Consider the following 15,433-nt stretch of genomic DNA (forward strand, 5'->3'; position numbering starts at 1 on the left):
GTGGCGTTTTTTTGCGAAAATAATGCATAATTTAAAAAATGTTACAGCCCTTGGGTTTCTTTCCGGACCACAACGCCAAGGGTTTCTAGATAGGGGGCTCCGTGCGTGAGAGTTACCTGCTCGCACTGTGCCTGACGCTCGCGGGCGCACTTGCAGCGATAAGTTTGTTTTTCGTCCGCCGGGAGCGTGTCCTGCGCGGGCGACTGACGCGTGACGAATTGACCGGTGTCCTGAGCCAGCGGGAGCTGCATCGCCGCGCGCGCGCCTGGTTGAACCAGGCGGACAAGGCGTCGGGCCGGGGCGCATTCGGCCCGGGGGGCGTGGCGCAGGCGGACCGCGAGTCCCTGGGTATCGCGCGCGCCCGCACGGGGACGCGCGGCATTGGTGCGTTTTTCCTGGTCAGTTTTGACCAGTATGCCGAGATCAGCGCGATGCTGCGCGCAGGCGAAGACCAGACCCTGCTGGTGATGGTCGCTGACCGCCTCAGCCTGCTCACGCGCGCCCTGGGGGGCATGGTGGCCCGCAGCGGCACGGACACGTTCACGCTTTGCATTCCCGAGGTGGACGAGCAGGGGGCGGCACTGGTGTCGGCCAAGCTGCTGGAAGACCTGTCGGTGCCCTACGAACTGGGCGGCCGGCCTCTGATCGCGGTGTTTCGCGTGGGGGCGGCGTTGTATCCGGACCACGGCCGCAGTGTGGAAGAATTGCAACGCTGCGTGCAGGTCGCAATGGTGCCGCTGAAAGAACGGGGCGGTCCGGGCTGGAACATGTTCGACTTTCGCATGCTGGCCCGCCAGCGCGACCAGCAAGGGCTGGAAAACGACCTGCGCCTGGCGCTGACCACGGCGTCCATGGACCAGTTCGAACTGTATTACCAGCCGGTCTGCGACAGCGGCACGGGCGTGGTGCAGGGTTGCGAGGCGCTGTTGCGCTGGCATCACCCGGAGCTGGGCAGCGTGTCGCCCGCGGTGACGATCGAGCTGGCCGAGCGCAGCGGCCTGATCGTGCCGCTGGGCGCCTGGATACTCGAGCGTGCCTGCTCGCAGGCCGCTTTATGGCCGGCCGCCTGGCGGGTGCACGTGAATCTGTCGGTCAAGCAGATGAACGAGGACAGCCTGGTGCAACTGGTGTCCGACGTGCTGGCGTCGACCCGCCTGGCGCCGCGCAAGCTGGTGCTGGAGATCACCGAATCCATTTTCATCATGCACTACGAGCGCCACGTGAAGATCCTGAACACGTTGCGCGCCAAGGGCATCGGCGTGGCGCTGGACGATTTCGGTTGCGGCTATTCCAGCCTGAACCACTTGCGTCATCTGCCCATCGACTGGGTCAAGATCGACCGCAGCTTCATTTCGGCGCTGGAATCCGATGCCGGCAGCCGCGAGGTGGTGTCCGCCTTGTTCGGGTTGTGCCAGGCGATGCACCTGCCGGTGGTGGCCGAAGGCGTCGAAACCGAAGGGCAACGCGAAATCCTCAAGTCGCTGGGCTGCCGCGTGATGCAGGGATTCCTGCTGGGACGCCCGGCGCCGGCCGCCGAGATTCAGGCTTTGGCCTCGGCGGTGTCATAATCGGGGTTGCTTGCAACCTCCCGACCTGTTGACTTCCTATGCCCGGCAATACCCTCGGTACCTTGTTCACCGTCACGAATTTTGGCGAATCCCACGGGCCGGCCATCGGTTGCGTCATCGATGGCTGTCCGCCGGGACTGTCCCTGGATGCCGCCGACATCCAGCTCGAACTGGACCGCCGCCGCCCCGGCACGTCGCGCCACGTCACCCAGCGCCAGGAAGCCGACCAGGTCGAGATCCTGTCCGGCGTCTACGAAGGCCTGACCACCGGCACGCCCATCGGCCTGCTCATCCGCAACACCGATGCGCGCAGCAAAGACTATTCCAACATCACCGACACGTTCCGGCCCGGCCACGCCGACTACGCCTACTGGCGCAAGTTCGGCCTGCGCGACCCGCGCGGCGGCGGCCGTTCGTCGGCCCGCCTGACCGCGCCCACCGTGGCCGCGGGCGCCGTGGCCAAGAAGTGGCTGGCCGAGCAGTACGGGGTGAAGGTGCGTGGCTACATGAGCCAATTGGGCCCCATTCCGATTCCGTTCGTGTCGTGGGACGAGGTGCCGAACAACCCGTTCTACGCGCCCAACGCCGAGGTCGTGCCCGAACTGGAAGCCTATATGGACCAGTTGCGCCGCGACGGTGATTCGGTCGGCGCGCGCATCGAGGTCGTGGCCGAGAACCTGCCGGCCGGCTGGGGCGAGCCCATCTACGATCGCCTGGATGCCGACATCGCCCACGTGATGATGGGCCTGAACGCCGTCAAGGGCGTGTCCATCGGCGCGGGTTTCGACTGCATCGCGCAGCGCGGCTCCGAGCATGGCGATGAAATCACGCCCGACGGTTTCCTGACCAACCACGCCGGCGGCGTGCTGGGCGGCATTTCTACCGGCCAGCCGGTGACGGTGTCGCTGGCCATCAAGCCCACGTCCAGCATCCGGGTCGAGCGCCGCTCGGTCAACCGGGCCAACGAACCCGTCATGGTGCAGACGCTGGGCCGCCACGATCCCTGCGTCGGCATTCGAGCCACGCCTATCGCCGAAGCCATGCTGGCCCTGGTGCTGATCGACCACGCCCTGCGGCATCGCGGGCAGTGCGGTGATCGGGCCTGAACGGCTGGCAAGTCCCTGATTTTTTGCAACTGCTGGAGGCCGACATGAGCCGTAACCGCTATCCGTTGCGCCGCCTGGCGGCCGTCCTGGGCCTGGCCGTATTGGCCGGTTGCTCGGGCATGAACACCACTCAGTCGGGCGCCATTGGCGTGAACCGCACGCAATACATGTCCAGCATGGTGCCGTCGCAGGCGCTCGAGCAGGAAGCCAACCAGCAGTACGCCGACATCCTCAAGCAGGCCCAGGCCAAGAATCTGCTGGATCGCGATGCCCAGCAAGTGGCCCGGGTGCGCAGCATTTCGCAGCGCCTGATCGCGCAAGCGGGTGTGTTCCGCCCGGATGCGTCGGGCTGGAAATGGGAAGTCCACGTGCTGACCAGCGACGAGATCAACGCCTGGTGCATGCCGGGCGGCAAGATCGCCGTCTACACGGGGCTGATCAACAAGATCAAGCCCACCGATGACGAACTGGCGGCCGTGCTGGGCCACGAAATCTCGCATGCGCTGCGCGAACATGCGCGTGAGCGCGTGTCGCAGCAGATGGCCACCAACCTGGGCTTGCAGGTGCTGTCGATCGCCACGGGGTCCAGCGCCGCGTCGGACCTGGGCGGGCAACTCACCAGCGTGATGTTCACCCTGCCCAACAGCCGTACCCACGAAACCGAAGCCGACCGCATGGGCGTCGAACTGGCGGCCCGGGCCGGTTTCGATCCACGTGCGGCCGTGACGCTGTGGCAGAAGATGGGCGCGGCCGACAGCGGCAGCGCGCCGCCGGAGATCCTGTCGACCCACCCCTCGGCCGCATCGCGCATCACCGACCTGCAGGCTGCCGCCCAGCAGGTGCTGCCGCTGTACGAACAGTCCAAGGGCCGCGCCGCCCGCTGAACCGATATGGAAAAGGGCATCCGCGTTGCCGCGGATGCCCTTTTTTTGCGACTGTCCGGCCTAGTTGGGCTGCTTGACGCCCGGGCCCCGCATGACGGTGATGCCGAGGTCGGCCAGGATGCGGCGCGTTTCGCTGTCCGGCACGTCTTCGGCGTAGACCGCGATGTTGAGCTTGCGGGCGGTTTCCAGCACCGATGCCGTCAGTTGCTGGCTGCCCGGGCTTTGCGACATGCCGCCCACGAAACCGCCACCCAGTTTGACGTACGACAGGGGCAGGGTGTGCAACTGCGCCACGGCGCCGAATTGCTGCGCCAGGCGGCGCACGCCGATATGCGCGCCGAATTCCGAGGCCACCCGCGCCAGCGCGGCGATCTGCTCGTGGCATTCCACCAGGCCGTGCGCGTCGATTTCCAGGAACAGGCGGCGGGCCAGCGCACGGTGTTCGGTCAGCAGCAGCGCCAGCTGGCGCAGGTATTTCTGGCCGCGCAGCGAGGGCAGGGCCACGCGCAGGGCCAGTTCGCCGTCGTGGGCGGCCAGCCAGTCCAGGCCCAGTTCCACGGCCTGCAGATCGCAATCGGCCACCAGGTCCAGCCGCACGGCGGGGGGGATGAACAGGGTGGCGGGGATGGCAGCCTGGTCGGGCGCCGTGCGCAGCATCAGCATGGCTTCGGTGCGCAGGACGGTGCCATCGGCAGCGCGCAGCGGTTCGGTCGCCAGTTCGAAGCGGCGGCCTTCCAGGGCCGACAGGATGGCGTCCTTCCAGGCGCGCTCGCCGGATTCGGACGGGGATTGCGCATCGGCCGCGCCGGCGATGACGACCTGGTCGTTGCCGGCGCTTTCCGCCCGCATCAGGCCGAAGTCCAGCCGCGCCAGCACCGGTCCGGCCGGGTTGCCGTGGCTGTAGTCGGCCATGGCCTGGGCCCAGCGGCACAGGTGGCCTTCGCCCACGGGAATGCGCGAGGCATGCAGGTCGGCGCGCAACTGCTCGGCGATCATCATCGCCTGCGGCGCGGCGCAACCCGGCAGCAGCAGCGCGAAGTCGGACCCGTTCAGGCGGGCCAGCAGCGGATTGGCCACGTGCAGCGACTTGAGCGAAGCCTGGATGCGTTCGCAGGCGGCGCGCAGCCATTGGTCGATGAACTCGCGCGGCATGTGGCGGTTCAGGTCAGCCAGGTCGCGCTGGCGGAACACCAGCACATGGCCCCCATCGATGGGCGGACGTGCGGGCGAGCCGCCCTGGACCGGGCCGGCTTCGAGCGCGCGGCGGAATTCATTGACGAAGTATTTGCGGTTGGGCAGCCCCGTGACCGGGTCCTGGTTCAGTTCCAGTTCCAGCGATTCGATCTTGGCGTTCTGTTCCTCGACGCTGGCGTAGACGCGCTCGCGGGTCTGGTTCAGCGCCTGCACGACGTCGGTCAATTCGGGCACGCGTGCCTGCATCTGCTGTGGCGGCGTGTCCTGGCCGATGCTGCGGACGTGGTCGCTGATCTCGCGCAGCAGCCGGTTCTTGATCCAGCCCACCAGGGCAAAGGCGAACAGCGCCCAGATCAGGCCCGCGCCGACCACCAGCGCGATCATGCGCAGGCTGCTGCGCCACAGGGCTTCCCAGGCATAGGCGTCGTTGGCCACCAGCGTGACTTCGCCGATCTGGCGCCAGCCGTCGCTGACCGCGTGCGAGGCCGATTGCGCATCCAGCGGCGCCAGCGCTTGGAACCAGCGCGGCACGGAGGCACCCGCGGACGTGGCCTGGCGTTCGATCAGCACCTTGCCTTCGGGGTCGGCCAGGCGCACCAGTGAAAAGTGGCCGCCGTCGAACAGCGCCGACACCAGCAATTCCTGCACCACCGGGTCGTTGTTGGCCGGTTGCGACAGCGACAGCGCCAGCGACACGGCGGCATCGGTGCTCTGCACCTGCAACTGGCCCGACAGGTATTCACGGGCGGCGTTGACGCTGAGCGCCAGGGTCCCCAGCAGGATCACGATGATCGCGAGGGTGACGCTGAGCAGGAGCTGTCGAAGTATGGACATAGTCTTGGTTCCGGACATCAGGGGCGTATGCCTTCCCGTTCCATGCGTTGAAGTAGATCGCGCCAGCGGCTGAGGCGGTCAACCGGTGCGGCGGGTTTGCCGTCGACGTATACGCCGTCGGCGTTGAAGCTGAAGACCGGCGTCAGGTCGCGCCGTTGCGACGCCGGCAGGATGGTGGAAATCAGGCTGTCCAGCACCAGCGGTACCGCGTTCGGGGTTTCGTAGTAGCCCAGCACCATGTGGGCGATCTGGCTGCTGCTGGCCGGGCCGCCAACCCGTGCCCGCACATAGATGAAACGCAGCTTGTTCGCCGGCACGCCCAGGGACAGCAGGGTGAAATACTTGCCGATGACGTAGTCTTCGCAGTCGCCCGCGCCTTTGCCCAGCGATTCGAGCGGGGTGGCCCAGTAGTCGTCCTTGCCCCAGATCGTGATGTCGTCGCCCGACAGCAGGGCACGGTTCCAGAAATCGTTCGCCACCGTCAGCTTGTCTCGTTCAAGCGGGGGAGGCGGGGTGTGCAGCAATTGCAGCCAGTTCGACACCGCCTTGGCGCCCTTGGCGCCATAGCGGCTGGCCGACAGGCTTTGCAGTTTGTCGGCGTTGATCTCCAGGGCGAAACTGCCGCCCCAGCCGCACGCCAGGCAAAGCAAAACCCATCGGCACAGGTTCAGCGTGACGCGGAAACGGCGGGTTGATGGCATGAAACGGATTTTCACATTTTTCCGGGTGATTCAGGTGTCAGCCGGAAAAAATCCCCGCGCCGCCAACGCGTCGCGCACGGTGCTTCGGACCGTCCAGGGCCGCGGGCGGCCCTGGACGGTGACGGGCTTAGCTGTGATCGACGTTCAGCTTTCCCTTCTGCAGCAGGTCGTTGATGATCGCCTGGTTGTTCAATTGCCCGCCTTGCGTCAGGTCGATGTTCTCCAGCACGATCTTCTGGTCCGCGCCCTGCGTGCCCAGCTTGCCCTGCGTGTTGACGTCGATGACCGTGTTGCTGCCTTCCTTGTGGAAGTTCAGGTACTGGGTCAGGGTGCCGTCCTTTTCGCCGACCAGCAGGTCCTTCAGGTCCAGCACGTCGCCGCCATCCGCCGGTTTGCCCAGCGCGAAGTCCTTGATCGTGTCCACGGCCGGCTTGGCGGTGGTGCCCTGGTCGCCCAGTTCCCACTTGAACGTATCGCTGCCGGCGCCGCCGATGAGCGTGTCATCGCCCTTGCCGCCGATCAGGATGTCGTTGCCGTTGCCACCTTCCAGCGTGTCGTTGCCCGAACCGCCGTGCAGCAGGTCGTTGCCGTCGCCGCCGTACAGCTTGTCGTCGCCGGCACCACCGTAGATGATGTCGTTGCCGTCGTCACCGTACAGGATGTCGTCGCCGCCCTGGCCGTAGAGGATGTCGTCGCCGGTGCCGCCGTGGATCGTGTCGTTGCCGCCACGCGGGTCGTCTGCCAGGTTGAAGTCGGCGTGGTGGTCCTTGATGTAGTCGTACAGGTCGCTGTTGGTCGGCGGATGCCCGTCACGCATTTCCAGGAACACTTGCAGCGCCTTCAGGCCCGAGCCTTGCAGCAGGTCGCTTGGGCGGCCGCCCACGGAGCTCCAGTTCAGCACGCTGCCATCGGTGTTCAGCGTGTCGCCGAAGATGATGTCGTTGCCGGCGCCACCGTTGATGATGTCGTTGCCGACAGCGGCCGGGTCCGTGCTGGACGAGCCGCCTTGCAGCGCGGCCGCCAGGTCCTTGGACGTGTTGACGATCTGGGGCTGGCCGACCGCACCCGTGACGGTTTGGTTGGGGCTCCACCAGTAGTCGCCCGGGAACGAGACGGTGCCCGTGCCGGTGACGCTGGAATTGTCGAAGAACTTGAGGTAGCCCTCGTTCACGCCCGTGCCGATGCCGATGGCGTGGACGGCGCTCTTGCCGCTCAGGCCCTTGAAGGCGTCGACGGCATCCTTCATGTCACGGTAGTCGGTGCTGTTGCCGCTGCCGTTGCTGCCGTTGTTGCTGAACGTGGGGTCGCCGTCGGTCAGGAAGTACGTGACGTTCTCGAATGTTTTGCCGTTGGACGACGAGGGCTGCTTGTTGAACCAGGTCAGGGCTTCCTTGAACGCGCCTTCGTAGTTCGTGCCGCCGCTGGCGCTGAGCTTTTCGATGGCCTTGATCAGGTCATTGACGTTGCTCGCGTTCAGGCCGTTGACCGTGTACTTGGTGCTGGCCGATGACTCGAAGCCGATCAGCGCCACGTTGACGATGCCGTCGTGGCCCTTCAGGCTGTTGGCCAGGTTCTTGAGCGCGTCGATCGTCAACTGCATGCGGGACAGGCCCTTCGTGCCCGACGGGTCCGCCATGCTGCCCGAGGTATCCACGACGATCGCGATGTTGTAGTTCTTGCCCGGCTCCACCGTGGTGACGGTGCCGCCCTTGTCGCCCAGGATGACGTCGTCGCCGCTGCCGCCGTTGATGGGCGGCTTGGTGCCGGTACCGCTGCCGTCGTTGTCGCCCGAGATGAAGTTGTTGGTCTTGAGCGCGAAGTTGTACTCGCCCGACGTGTCCTTGCCGCCGTTGGCGGTGCCGCCATCGTCACGGACCTGGAAGCCGAACGAGGTGTCCTGGCCGGCGGCCGACGGGGTGTAGACCAGCTTGCCCGCGGCGATGTCCGCCGCCGAGATCACGGCGTTCACCGTCACGGGCTGGCCGTTCAGGGTCAGGGTGCCGTCGGTCGGCAGGCGCGTGATTATCACGCTTTGCAGGGAATTGCCTTCGGCGCCGTCATTGAAGTTGAACTCGGCCGTGGTGAAGGCATGGCCGGCACCGGCGCTGACGGTGGTCGCGTTGTCTGCGGCGACCGGGGCATCATTGGTGCCCACCACGTCGACCGTGATGGTCTGCTTGGCCGAGCCGTCGGCGGACGTGACCTCGAAGCTCTCCTTGAGCACCTTGCCGGCGGGCAGGTCCTGCACTTCCTTCAGGCCGTTGTTCAGCGAGTAGGTCCAGTTGCCGTTGGCGTCGATCGAGAACGTGCCGTACTTGCCCGCCACGCTGGTCTGGGCGACGACGCTGCTCTGGCCGGCGTCGGCATCCGACACCGTCAGCTTGCCCGAGGTCAGCAGCGTGTTGTCTTCGATCACCGTGCCGCCGGTCTGGCCGCTGATCTTGGCGACGTCGTTGGTGCCGGTGATGGTGACGGTGATGTCCTTGTACGCGGTGCCGCCGTTGCCGTCGTCCACCGTGACCCGGATGACGTCGTTCACCGTCTGGCCTTCGGTCAGGGCTTGCACCTTGGCGCTGTTGTTGTCCAGCACATAGGTCCACTTGCCGGTCTGGTCGACGGTGAAGGTGCCGTACGTGCCCTGGCCGCCGTTGTTGACCGTCCAGGTGTGCTTGTCGGTGGCGTCGATGTCCTGCTTGGTCAGCTGGCCGCTCGTGGTCAGCGTGCCGTCTTCCTTGACGTTGCCGGTGACCAGGCCGGTAATGGTCGGCAGGTCGTTGGTGCCGTTGATGGTGATGACCACCTTGCTGGTGGTGCCATCCGCGGTGGTGACCGTGTAGGACTCGGTCAGGCTGTCCTTGGCGCCCAGCTGCTGCACGGCGGCGGCGGTGTTGTCCAGCTTGAACGACCAGTTGCCGTTGGCGTCGATCGAGAACTTGCCGTATTGGCCCTGGAAGTCGGTCTGCGGTTTGAAGACCGCTTCGCCGGCATCCTTGTCCGTCACGTTCAGCTTGCCGCTGGCCGTGTCGATCGTGTCTTCCTTGACGGTGCCCTTGTCGGCCCCCGGCGTGCTGGGGGTGATGACGGCGGCGTCGTTGGTGCCGGTGATATCGATGACGATCGTCTTGGTGGCCGTGCCGCCATGGCCGTCGTCCACGGTGACGGTGATGGTGTCGGTGACCTTCTGGCCTTCGGCCAGGGCCTGGACCTTGGCGCTGCCGTTGTCCAGCACGTAGGTCCACTTGCCGTTCTGGTCGACCGTGAACGTGCCATAGGTGCCCTTGCCGTCGTTGTTGACGGACCAGGTGTGGGTGTCGTTCGTGTCGACATCCGACTTCGTCAGCTGGCCGGTCGCGGTCAGCCCGCCGTCTTCCTTGACGTTGCCGGTGGTGGCGCCGCTCAGCGTCGGGGCGTCGTTGGTGCCGGTGACGTTGACGACGATGGTCTGGGTGGCCTTGCCGCCGTTGCCATCGTCCACCGTGACCGTGATGGTATCGGTGACCTTCTGGCCTTCGGCCAGGGCCTGGACCTTGGTGCTGTCGTTGTCCAGCACATAGGTCCACTTGCCCGTCTGGTCGACGGTGAAGGTGCCGTAGGTGCCCTTGCCGTCATTGTTGACGGACCAGGTGTGCTTGTCGGTCGCGTCGACGTCGTGCTTGGCCAACTGGCCCGACACGGTGGTGAGGGTGGCGTCTTCCTTGACGTTGCCCGTGGCCAGGCCGGTGATGGTCGGCAGGTCGTTGGTGCCGTTGATCGTGATGACCACCTGGCTGGTGGTGCCGTCGGCCGTGGTGACCGTGAAGGTTTCGGTCAGGCTGTCCTTGGCGCCCAGCTGCTGGATGGCGGTGGCGTTGTTGTCCAGCTTGAACGACCAGTTGCCGTTGGCATCGATCGAGAACTTGCCGTACTGGCCCTGGTGGTCGACCTGGGCCTGGAAGCTGGCTTCGCCGGCGTCCTTGTCCGCCACGTTCAGCTTGCCGCTGGCCGTGGTGGTTTCGTCTTCCTTGACCGTGCCCTTGTCGTCGCCCGGCTTGCTCGGGGTCACCACGGCGGCATCATTGGTGCCGGTGATGTCGATGACGAGGGTGGTGGTGGCCTTGCCGCCGTTGCCGTCGTCCACCAGTACCGTGATGGTGTCGGTGACCTTCTGGCCGTCGGCCAGGGCCTGGACCTTGGCGCTGTCGTTATCCAGCACGTAGGTCCACTTACCGTTCTGGTCGAGCGTGAAGGTGCCGTACTGGCCCTTGCCGCTGTTGGCGACGTTGTCGAACGACCAGCTGTGCTTGTCGGTCGCGTCGACGTCATGCGGCGTCAATTGGCCGGTCGTGGTCTGCGCGCCGTCTTCCTTGACGTTGCCGGTGGTGAGGCCGGTGATGGTCGGCAGGTCGTTGGTGCCGTTGATCGTGATGACCACCTGGCTGGTGGTGCCGTCGGCCGTCTTGACCGTGAAGGTCTCGGTCAGGCTGTCCTTGGCGCCCAGCTGCTGGATGGCGGCGGCGTTGTTGTCCAGCTTGAAGGACCAGTTGCCGTTGGCATCGATCGAGAACTTGCCGTACTGGCCCGGGTGGTCGACCTGGGCCTGGAAGCTGGCTTCGCCGGCGTCCTTGTCCGCCACGTTCAGCTTGCCGCTGGCCGTGGTGGTTTCGTCTTCCTTGACCGTGCCCTTGTCGTCGCCCGGCTTGCTCGGGGTCACCACGGCGGCATCATTGGTGCCGGTGATGGTGACGACGATGGTCTCGGTGGCCGTGCCGCCATGGCCGTCGTCCACCGTCACGGTGATGGTGTCAGTGACCTTTTCGCCACCCTTCAGGGCCTGCACCTTGTCGCTGGCGTTGTCCAGCTCGTACTTCCAGTTGCCGTTCTGGTCGACGGTGAACTTGCCGTACGTACCGTTGCCCTCGTTGTTGACGGTCCAGGTGTGCTTGTCGTTCACGTCCACGTCGGCAACGTCGAGTTTGCCGGTGGCGACGGCGGTGCCGTCTTCGGCCACCGCACCATCGACCTTGCCGGACAGCTTCGGATCGTCGTTGGTGCCTTCGATCGTGACGGTGACGGTGCTTTCGGTGCCGTCAGCCGTGGTGACCGTGAAGGTCTCCTTCAGCGTTTCGCCCGCGCCCAGCCCCTGGACGGCGGAAGAGGCGTTGTCCAGGTGGTACGTCCAGTTGCCATTGGCGTCGATGGAGAACTTGCCATGTTCGCCTTGGAGTCCGTTCTGCGGATTGAAGACCGCTTCGCCCGCGTCCTTGTCGGTCACGTCCAGCTTGCCGCCGGTGGTCAGGGTGCCGTCTTCGGTGACGCTGCCCAGGTCATCGCCCGGCTTGCTCGGGGTCACGACCGCCGTGTCGTTGGTGCCGGTGACGGTGACCTTGATTTCCTGGGTGACGGTGCCGCCATGGCCGTCGTCGACGGTGACGGTGATGGTGTCCACGACCTTTTCGCCCGCCTTCAGGGCCTGGACCTTGGGGTCGTCGTTGTTCAGTTCGTACGTCCAGTTGCCGTTCTGGTCAACCGTCAGCGTGCCGTACTCGCCCTTGCCGTTGTTGCCGACGGTCCAGGTGTGGGTGTCGTTGGTGTCGACGTCGGCGACGTCGAGCTTGCCGGTGGCGGTGGAGGTGCCGTCCTCGGTCACGTTGCCGGTCGCCGTGCCCGACAGCGTCGGGGCGTCGTTGGTGCCGGTGATTTCAACGGTGATGGTCTGGGTGGCCTTGCCGCCGTGGCCGTCATCGACGGTGACGGTGATGGTGTCGGTGACCTTCTGGCCTTCGGCCAGGGCCTGGACGTTCTTGCTGTCGTTGTCCAGCACGTAGGTCCACTTGCCGTTCTGGTCGACGGTGAAGTTGCCGTAGGTGCCCTTGCCGTCATTGTTGACGGACCAGGTGTGGGTGTCAGTGGTGTCGACGTCGTGCTGGGTCAGCTGGCCGGACACGGTGGTGTCGGCGGTATCTTCCTTGACGCCGCCCTTGGCTTCGCCGGAGATGGTCGGCGCGTCGTTGGTGCCGTTGATCGTGATGGTGACGACGCTGGTCGTGCCGTCGGCGGTGGTGACCGTGATGGTCTCGGTCAGCTTTTCGCCTTGGGCCAGGGCCTGGACCTTCGGGTCCGCATTGTTCAGCTCGTACTTCCAGGTGCCATCGGCATCGATGGAGAACTTGCCGTGTTCGGTCACGACGCCAGCCTGCGGCTTGAAGTTGGCTTCGCCTGCGTCCTTGTCGGTCACGTCCAGCTTGCCGCCGGTGGTCAGGGTGCCGTCTTCGGTGACGCTGCCCAGGTCATCGCCCGGCTTGCTCGGGGTCACGACCGCCGTGTCGTTGGTGCCGGTGACGGTGACCTTGATTTCCTGGGTGACGGTGCCGCCATGGCCGTCGTCGACGGTGACGGTGATGGTGTCCACGACCTTTTCGCCCGCCTTCAGGGCCTGGACCTTGGGGTCGTCGTTGTTCAGTTCGTACGTCCAGTTGCCGTTCTGGTCAACCGTCAGCGTGCCGTACTCGCCCTTGCCGTTGTTGCCGACGGTCCAGGTGTGGGTGTCGTTGGTGTCGACGTCGGCGACGTCGAGCTTGCCGGTGGCGGTGGAGGTGCCGTCTTCGGTCACGTTGCCGGTCGCCGTGCCCGACAGCGTCGGGGCGTCGTTGGTGCCGGTGATTTCAACGGTGATGGTCTGGGTGGCCTTGCCGCCGTGGCCGTCATCGACGGTGACGGTGATGGTGTCGGTGACCTTCTGGCCTTCGGCCAGGGCCTGGACGTTCTTGCTGTCGTTGTCCAGCACGTAGGTCCACTTGCCGTTCTGGTCGACGGTGAAGTTGCCGTAGGTGCCCTTGCCGTCATTGTTGACGGACCAGGTGTGGGTGTCGGTGGCGTCGACGTCGTGCTGGGTCAGCTGGCCGGACACGGTGGTGTCGGCGGTATCTTCCTTGACGCCGCCCGTGGCTTCGCCGGAGATGGTCGGCGCGTCGTTGCTGCCGGTGATCTCGATGGTAATGGTCTGGATGGCCGTGCCGCCGTGGCCGTCATCGACCTTGACCGTGATGGTGTCAGTGACTTTCTGGCCTTCGGCCAGGGCCTGGACGCCGGGGCGGGTGTTGTCCAGCACGTAGGTCCACTTGCCGTTCTGGTCGATCGTCAGCGAGCCATACTGGCCGCGGCCGCCGTCGGTGGCGGTCCACGTGTGCGTGTCGTTGGTGTCGACGTCATGCTGCGCCAACTGACCGGACACCGAGTTGGACACCGCGTCTTCCGTGACGCTGCCGGTGGCTTCGCCGGTGATGGTCGGCGCGTCGTTGGTGCCGGTGATGTCGATGGTGATGGTCTGGATGGCCGTGCCGCCGTGGCCGTCGTCGACCTTGACCGTGATGGTGTCGGTGACCTTCTGGCCCTCGGCCAGGGCCTGGACGCTGGGGCTGGTGTTGTCCAGCACGTAGGTCCACTTGCCGTTCTGGTCGATCGTCAGCGAGCCGTACTGGCCGCGGCCGCCGTCGGTGACCGTCCACGTGTGGGTGTCCAGCGTGTCGACATCGTGCGGCGTCAGTTGGCCGGACACGGTGGTGTCGACGGCGTCTTCCTTGACGTTGCCGGTGGCGTCGCCGGTGATGGTCGGTTCGTCGTTGGTGCCGGTGATCTCGATGGTGATGACCTGGGTGGCCGTGCCGCCGTGGCCGTCGTCCACCGTGACGGTGATGGTGTCGGTGACCTTCTGGCCTGCGGCCAGGGCCTGGACATTGGCGCTGGCGTTGTCCAGCGTGTAGGTCCACTTGCCGTTCTGGTCGACGGTGAACGTGCCGTAGGTGCCCTTGCCGTCGTTGTTGACCGACCAGGTGTGCGTGTCGCTGGTGTCGACGTCCTGCTGGGTCAGCTGGCCAGACACGGTGGCGGTGGTGGCGTCTTCCGTGACGTCGCCGGTGGCGGCGCCACTGATGGTCGGGGCATCGTTGGTGCCGTTGATCGTGATGACGACCTGGCCGGTGGTGCCGTCGGCGGTGGTGACCGTGAAGGTCTCGGTCAGCGACTCGCCGGCGGCCAGGGCCTGCACGCGCGGGTCGGCCTGGTTCAGGCTGTAGACCCAGTTGCCGTTGGCGTCGAGCGAGAAGGTGCCGTAGGTGCCCGGGCGGTCGGCCACGGCCACGAAGAACGACTGGCCGTCGTCGGCGTCCACCACATTGAGCTTGCCGTTGGCCGTGGAGACTTCGTCTTCCTTGACCGTGCCGGCGTCGTCGCCCGGCTTGGATGCGGTGATCTGGGCGGGGTCATTGGCACCCACGACCGTGATTTCCACGGTGGCGGTCGAGGTTGCGCCGCTGGGGTCGGTGACCACGTAGGAAATCGTGGTGGTGGCGGTCTGCCCCTCGGGCAGGTGCTGGAAGCTGGTGCCCGGCACGAAGGTGTAGCTGCCGTCCGGCTGCACGACGAAGGTGCCGCCGTTCGAGCCGGTGACGGTGAGGCCGCCCGGGGTCATGGTGCGGCCGCTGACCGAGGCGATGGTCAGGGGATCGCCGTCGGGGTCGCGGTCGTTGGTCAGCAGATTGCCGCTTGCGGTGGCCTTTTCGCCGATGCGGGCCGAGTCATTGGCGGCGATGGGGGCGTTGTTGGCAGGGGCGGTGGGGCCCGTGCCGGTGCCGGTGCCGGTGCCATCGCCGGTTCCGTCGCCGGCGCCCGTGCCGCTGGACGCGCGGTCAATCGTGTCGACGCCACGGCCCGGGTTCGGGTAGGCCAGGTCCAGCGGGCTGGTGGATTCCAGGATGCGGGCCAGGCGCACGAAGCTGCCGCCGCCGTCATCGCCGCTGCCGCCGGTCAGGGTGGCGGCGGTCGGGTCCAGCACCTCGAACGGGTCCTGGCCGGCTTGCAGGGCCGCCAGCAGGCGGTCGGAATCCGTGCCCTTGGGCGCGGCCACCGCGGCTTCGGACGGGTCGGCCAAGGGGCCGGCCATGTCCCCGTTTACGGCCACTTCACGGCTTTCCCCGATCACGATCGGCATGCCGTTCTCGACTTGCAGGGCCACCGTCGCACCGGAGGCGGTGACGATGTCGCTGCCGGCGGGGACGTTGCTGCCTTGACGCAGCTCGGTCAGCGATCCGTCGCTATTGCGTATCCAAGCGCGACCGGTGATTTCAGTGACGACTGCGGGAGTAGAGTTGGCCATGTCGGTTCCGTTTCAG

At 66.1% G+C, this 15,433-nt stretch carries 6 protein-coding genes; 3 read left to right on the forward strand and 3 right to left on the reverse strand.

The genetic code is table 11. The features are described from left to right. The first annotated feature begins 101 nt into the window (after positions 1 to 101). The 3 genes from ACUDP5_RS09540 to ACUDP5_RS09550 are packed head-to-tail and all read left to right on the forward strand — an operon-like array spanning position 102 to position 3,558. A complete protein-coding gene (locus ACUDP5_RS09540; protein ID WP_445658621.1) occupies positions 102 to 1,568 on the forward strand; it encodes a putative bifunctional diguanylate cyclase/phosphodiesterase in 1,467 nt (488 codons plus the stop codon). 38 nt (positions 1,569 to 1,606) lie between these two features. Further along, complete coding sequence (gene aroC, locus ACUDP5_RS09545; protein WP_263913821.1) at positions 1,607 to 2,674, forward strand: chorismate synthase; 1,068 nt, start codon at positions 1,607 to 1,609, stop codon at positions 2,672 to 2,674. A gap of 44 nt (positions 2,675 to 2,718) precedes the next feature. Next, complete coding sequence (locus ACUDP5_RS09550) at positions 2,719 to 3,558, forward strand: M48 family metallopeptidase (protein ID WP_263913822.1); 840 nt, start codon at positions 2,719 to 2,721, stop codon at positions 3,556 to 3,558. Positions 3,559 to 3,618: 60 nt separating this feature from the next. Here the strand turns inward: ACUDP5_RS09550 and ACUDP5_RS09555 are convergent, their stop codons facing one another. From ACUDP5_RS09555 to ACUDP5_RS09565, 3 genes are all read right to left on the reverse strand, one after another. Then, positions 3,619 to 5,586, reverse strand: coding sequence for a LapD/MoxY N-terminal periplasmic domain-containing protein (locus tag ACUDP5_RS09555; protein ID WP_263913823.1), 1,968 nt, complete (start codon positions 5,584 to 5,586; stop codon positions 3,619 to 3,621). Positions 5,587 to 5,603: 17 nt separating this feature from the next. Further along, positions 5,604 to 6,287, reverse strand: a complete 684-nt coding sequence (locus ACUDP5_RS09560) for a transglutaminase-like cysteine peptidase (RefSeq protein WP_263913824.1) — start codon at positions 6,285 to 6,287, stop codon at positions 5,604 to 5,606. Positions 6,288 to 6,414: 127 nt separating this feature from the next. Next, positions 6,415 to 15,417, reverse strand: coding sequence for a retention module-containing protein (locus tag ACUDP5_RS09565; protein ID WP_445658622.1), 9,003 nt, complete (start codon positions 15,415 to 15,417; stop codon positions 6,415 to 6,417). Positions 15,418 to 15,433: the final 16 nt, after the last annotated feature.

This window comes from Achromobacter sp. NCFB-sbj8-Ac1-l, from assembly GCF_052695805.1.

What these genes read in the sequence shown, in the direction of transcription:
- aroC (WP_263913821.1), top strand. Translation starts at nt 1,607, where the DNA reads ATGCCCGGCAATACCCTCGGTACCTTGTTCACCGTCACGAATTTTGGC.
- ACUDP5_RS09550 (WP_263913822.1), top strand. Translation starts at nt 2,719, where the DNA reads ATGAGCCGTAACCGCTATCCGTTGCGCCGCCTGGCGGCCGTCCTGGGC.
- ACUDP5_RS09555 (WP_263913823.1), bottom strand. Translation starts at nt 5,586, where the DNA reads ATGTCCATACTTCGACAGCTCCTGCTCAGCGTCACCCTCGCGATCATC.
- ACUDP5_RS09560 (WP_263913824.1), bottom strand. Translation starts at nt 6,287, where the DNA reads ATGCCATCAACCCGCCGTTTCCGCGTCACGCTGAACCTGTGCCGATGG.
- ACUDP5_RS09565 (WP_445658622.1), bottom strand. Translation starts at nt 15,417, where the DNA reads ATGGCCAACTCTACTCCCGCAGTCGTCACTGAAATCACCGGTCGCGCT.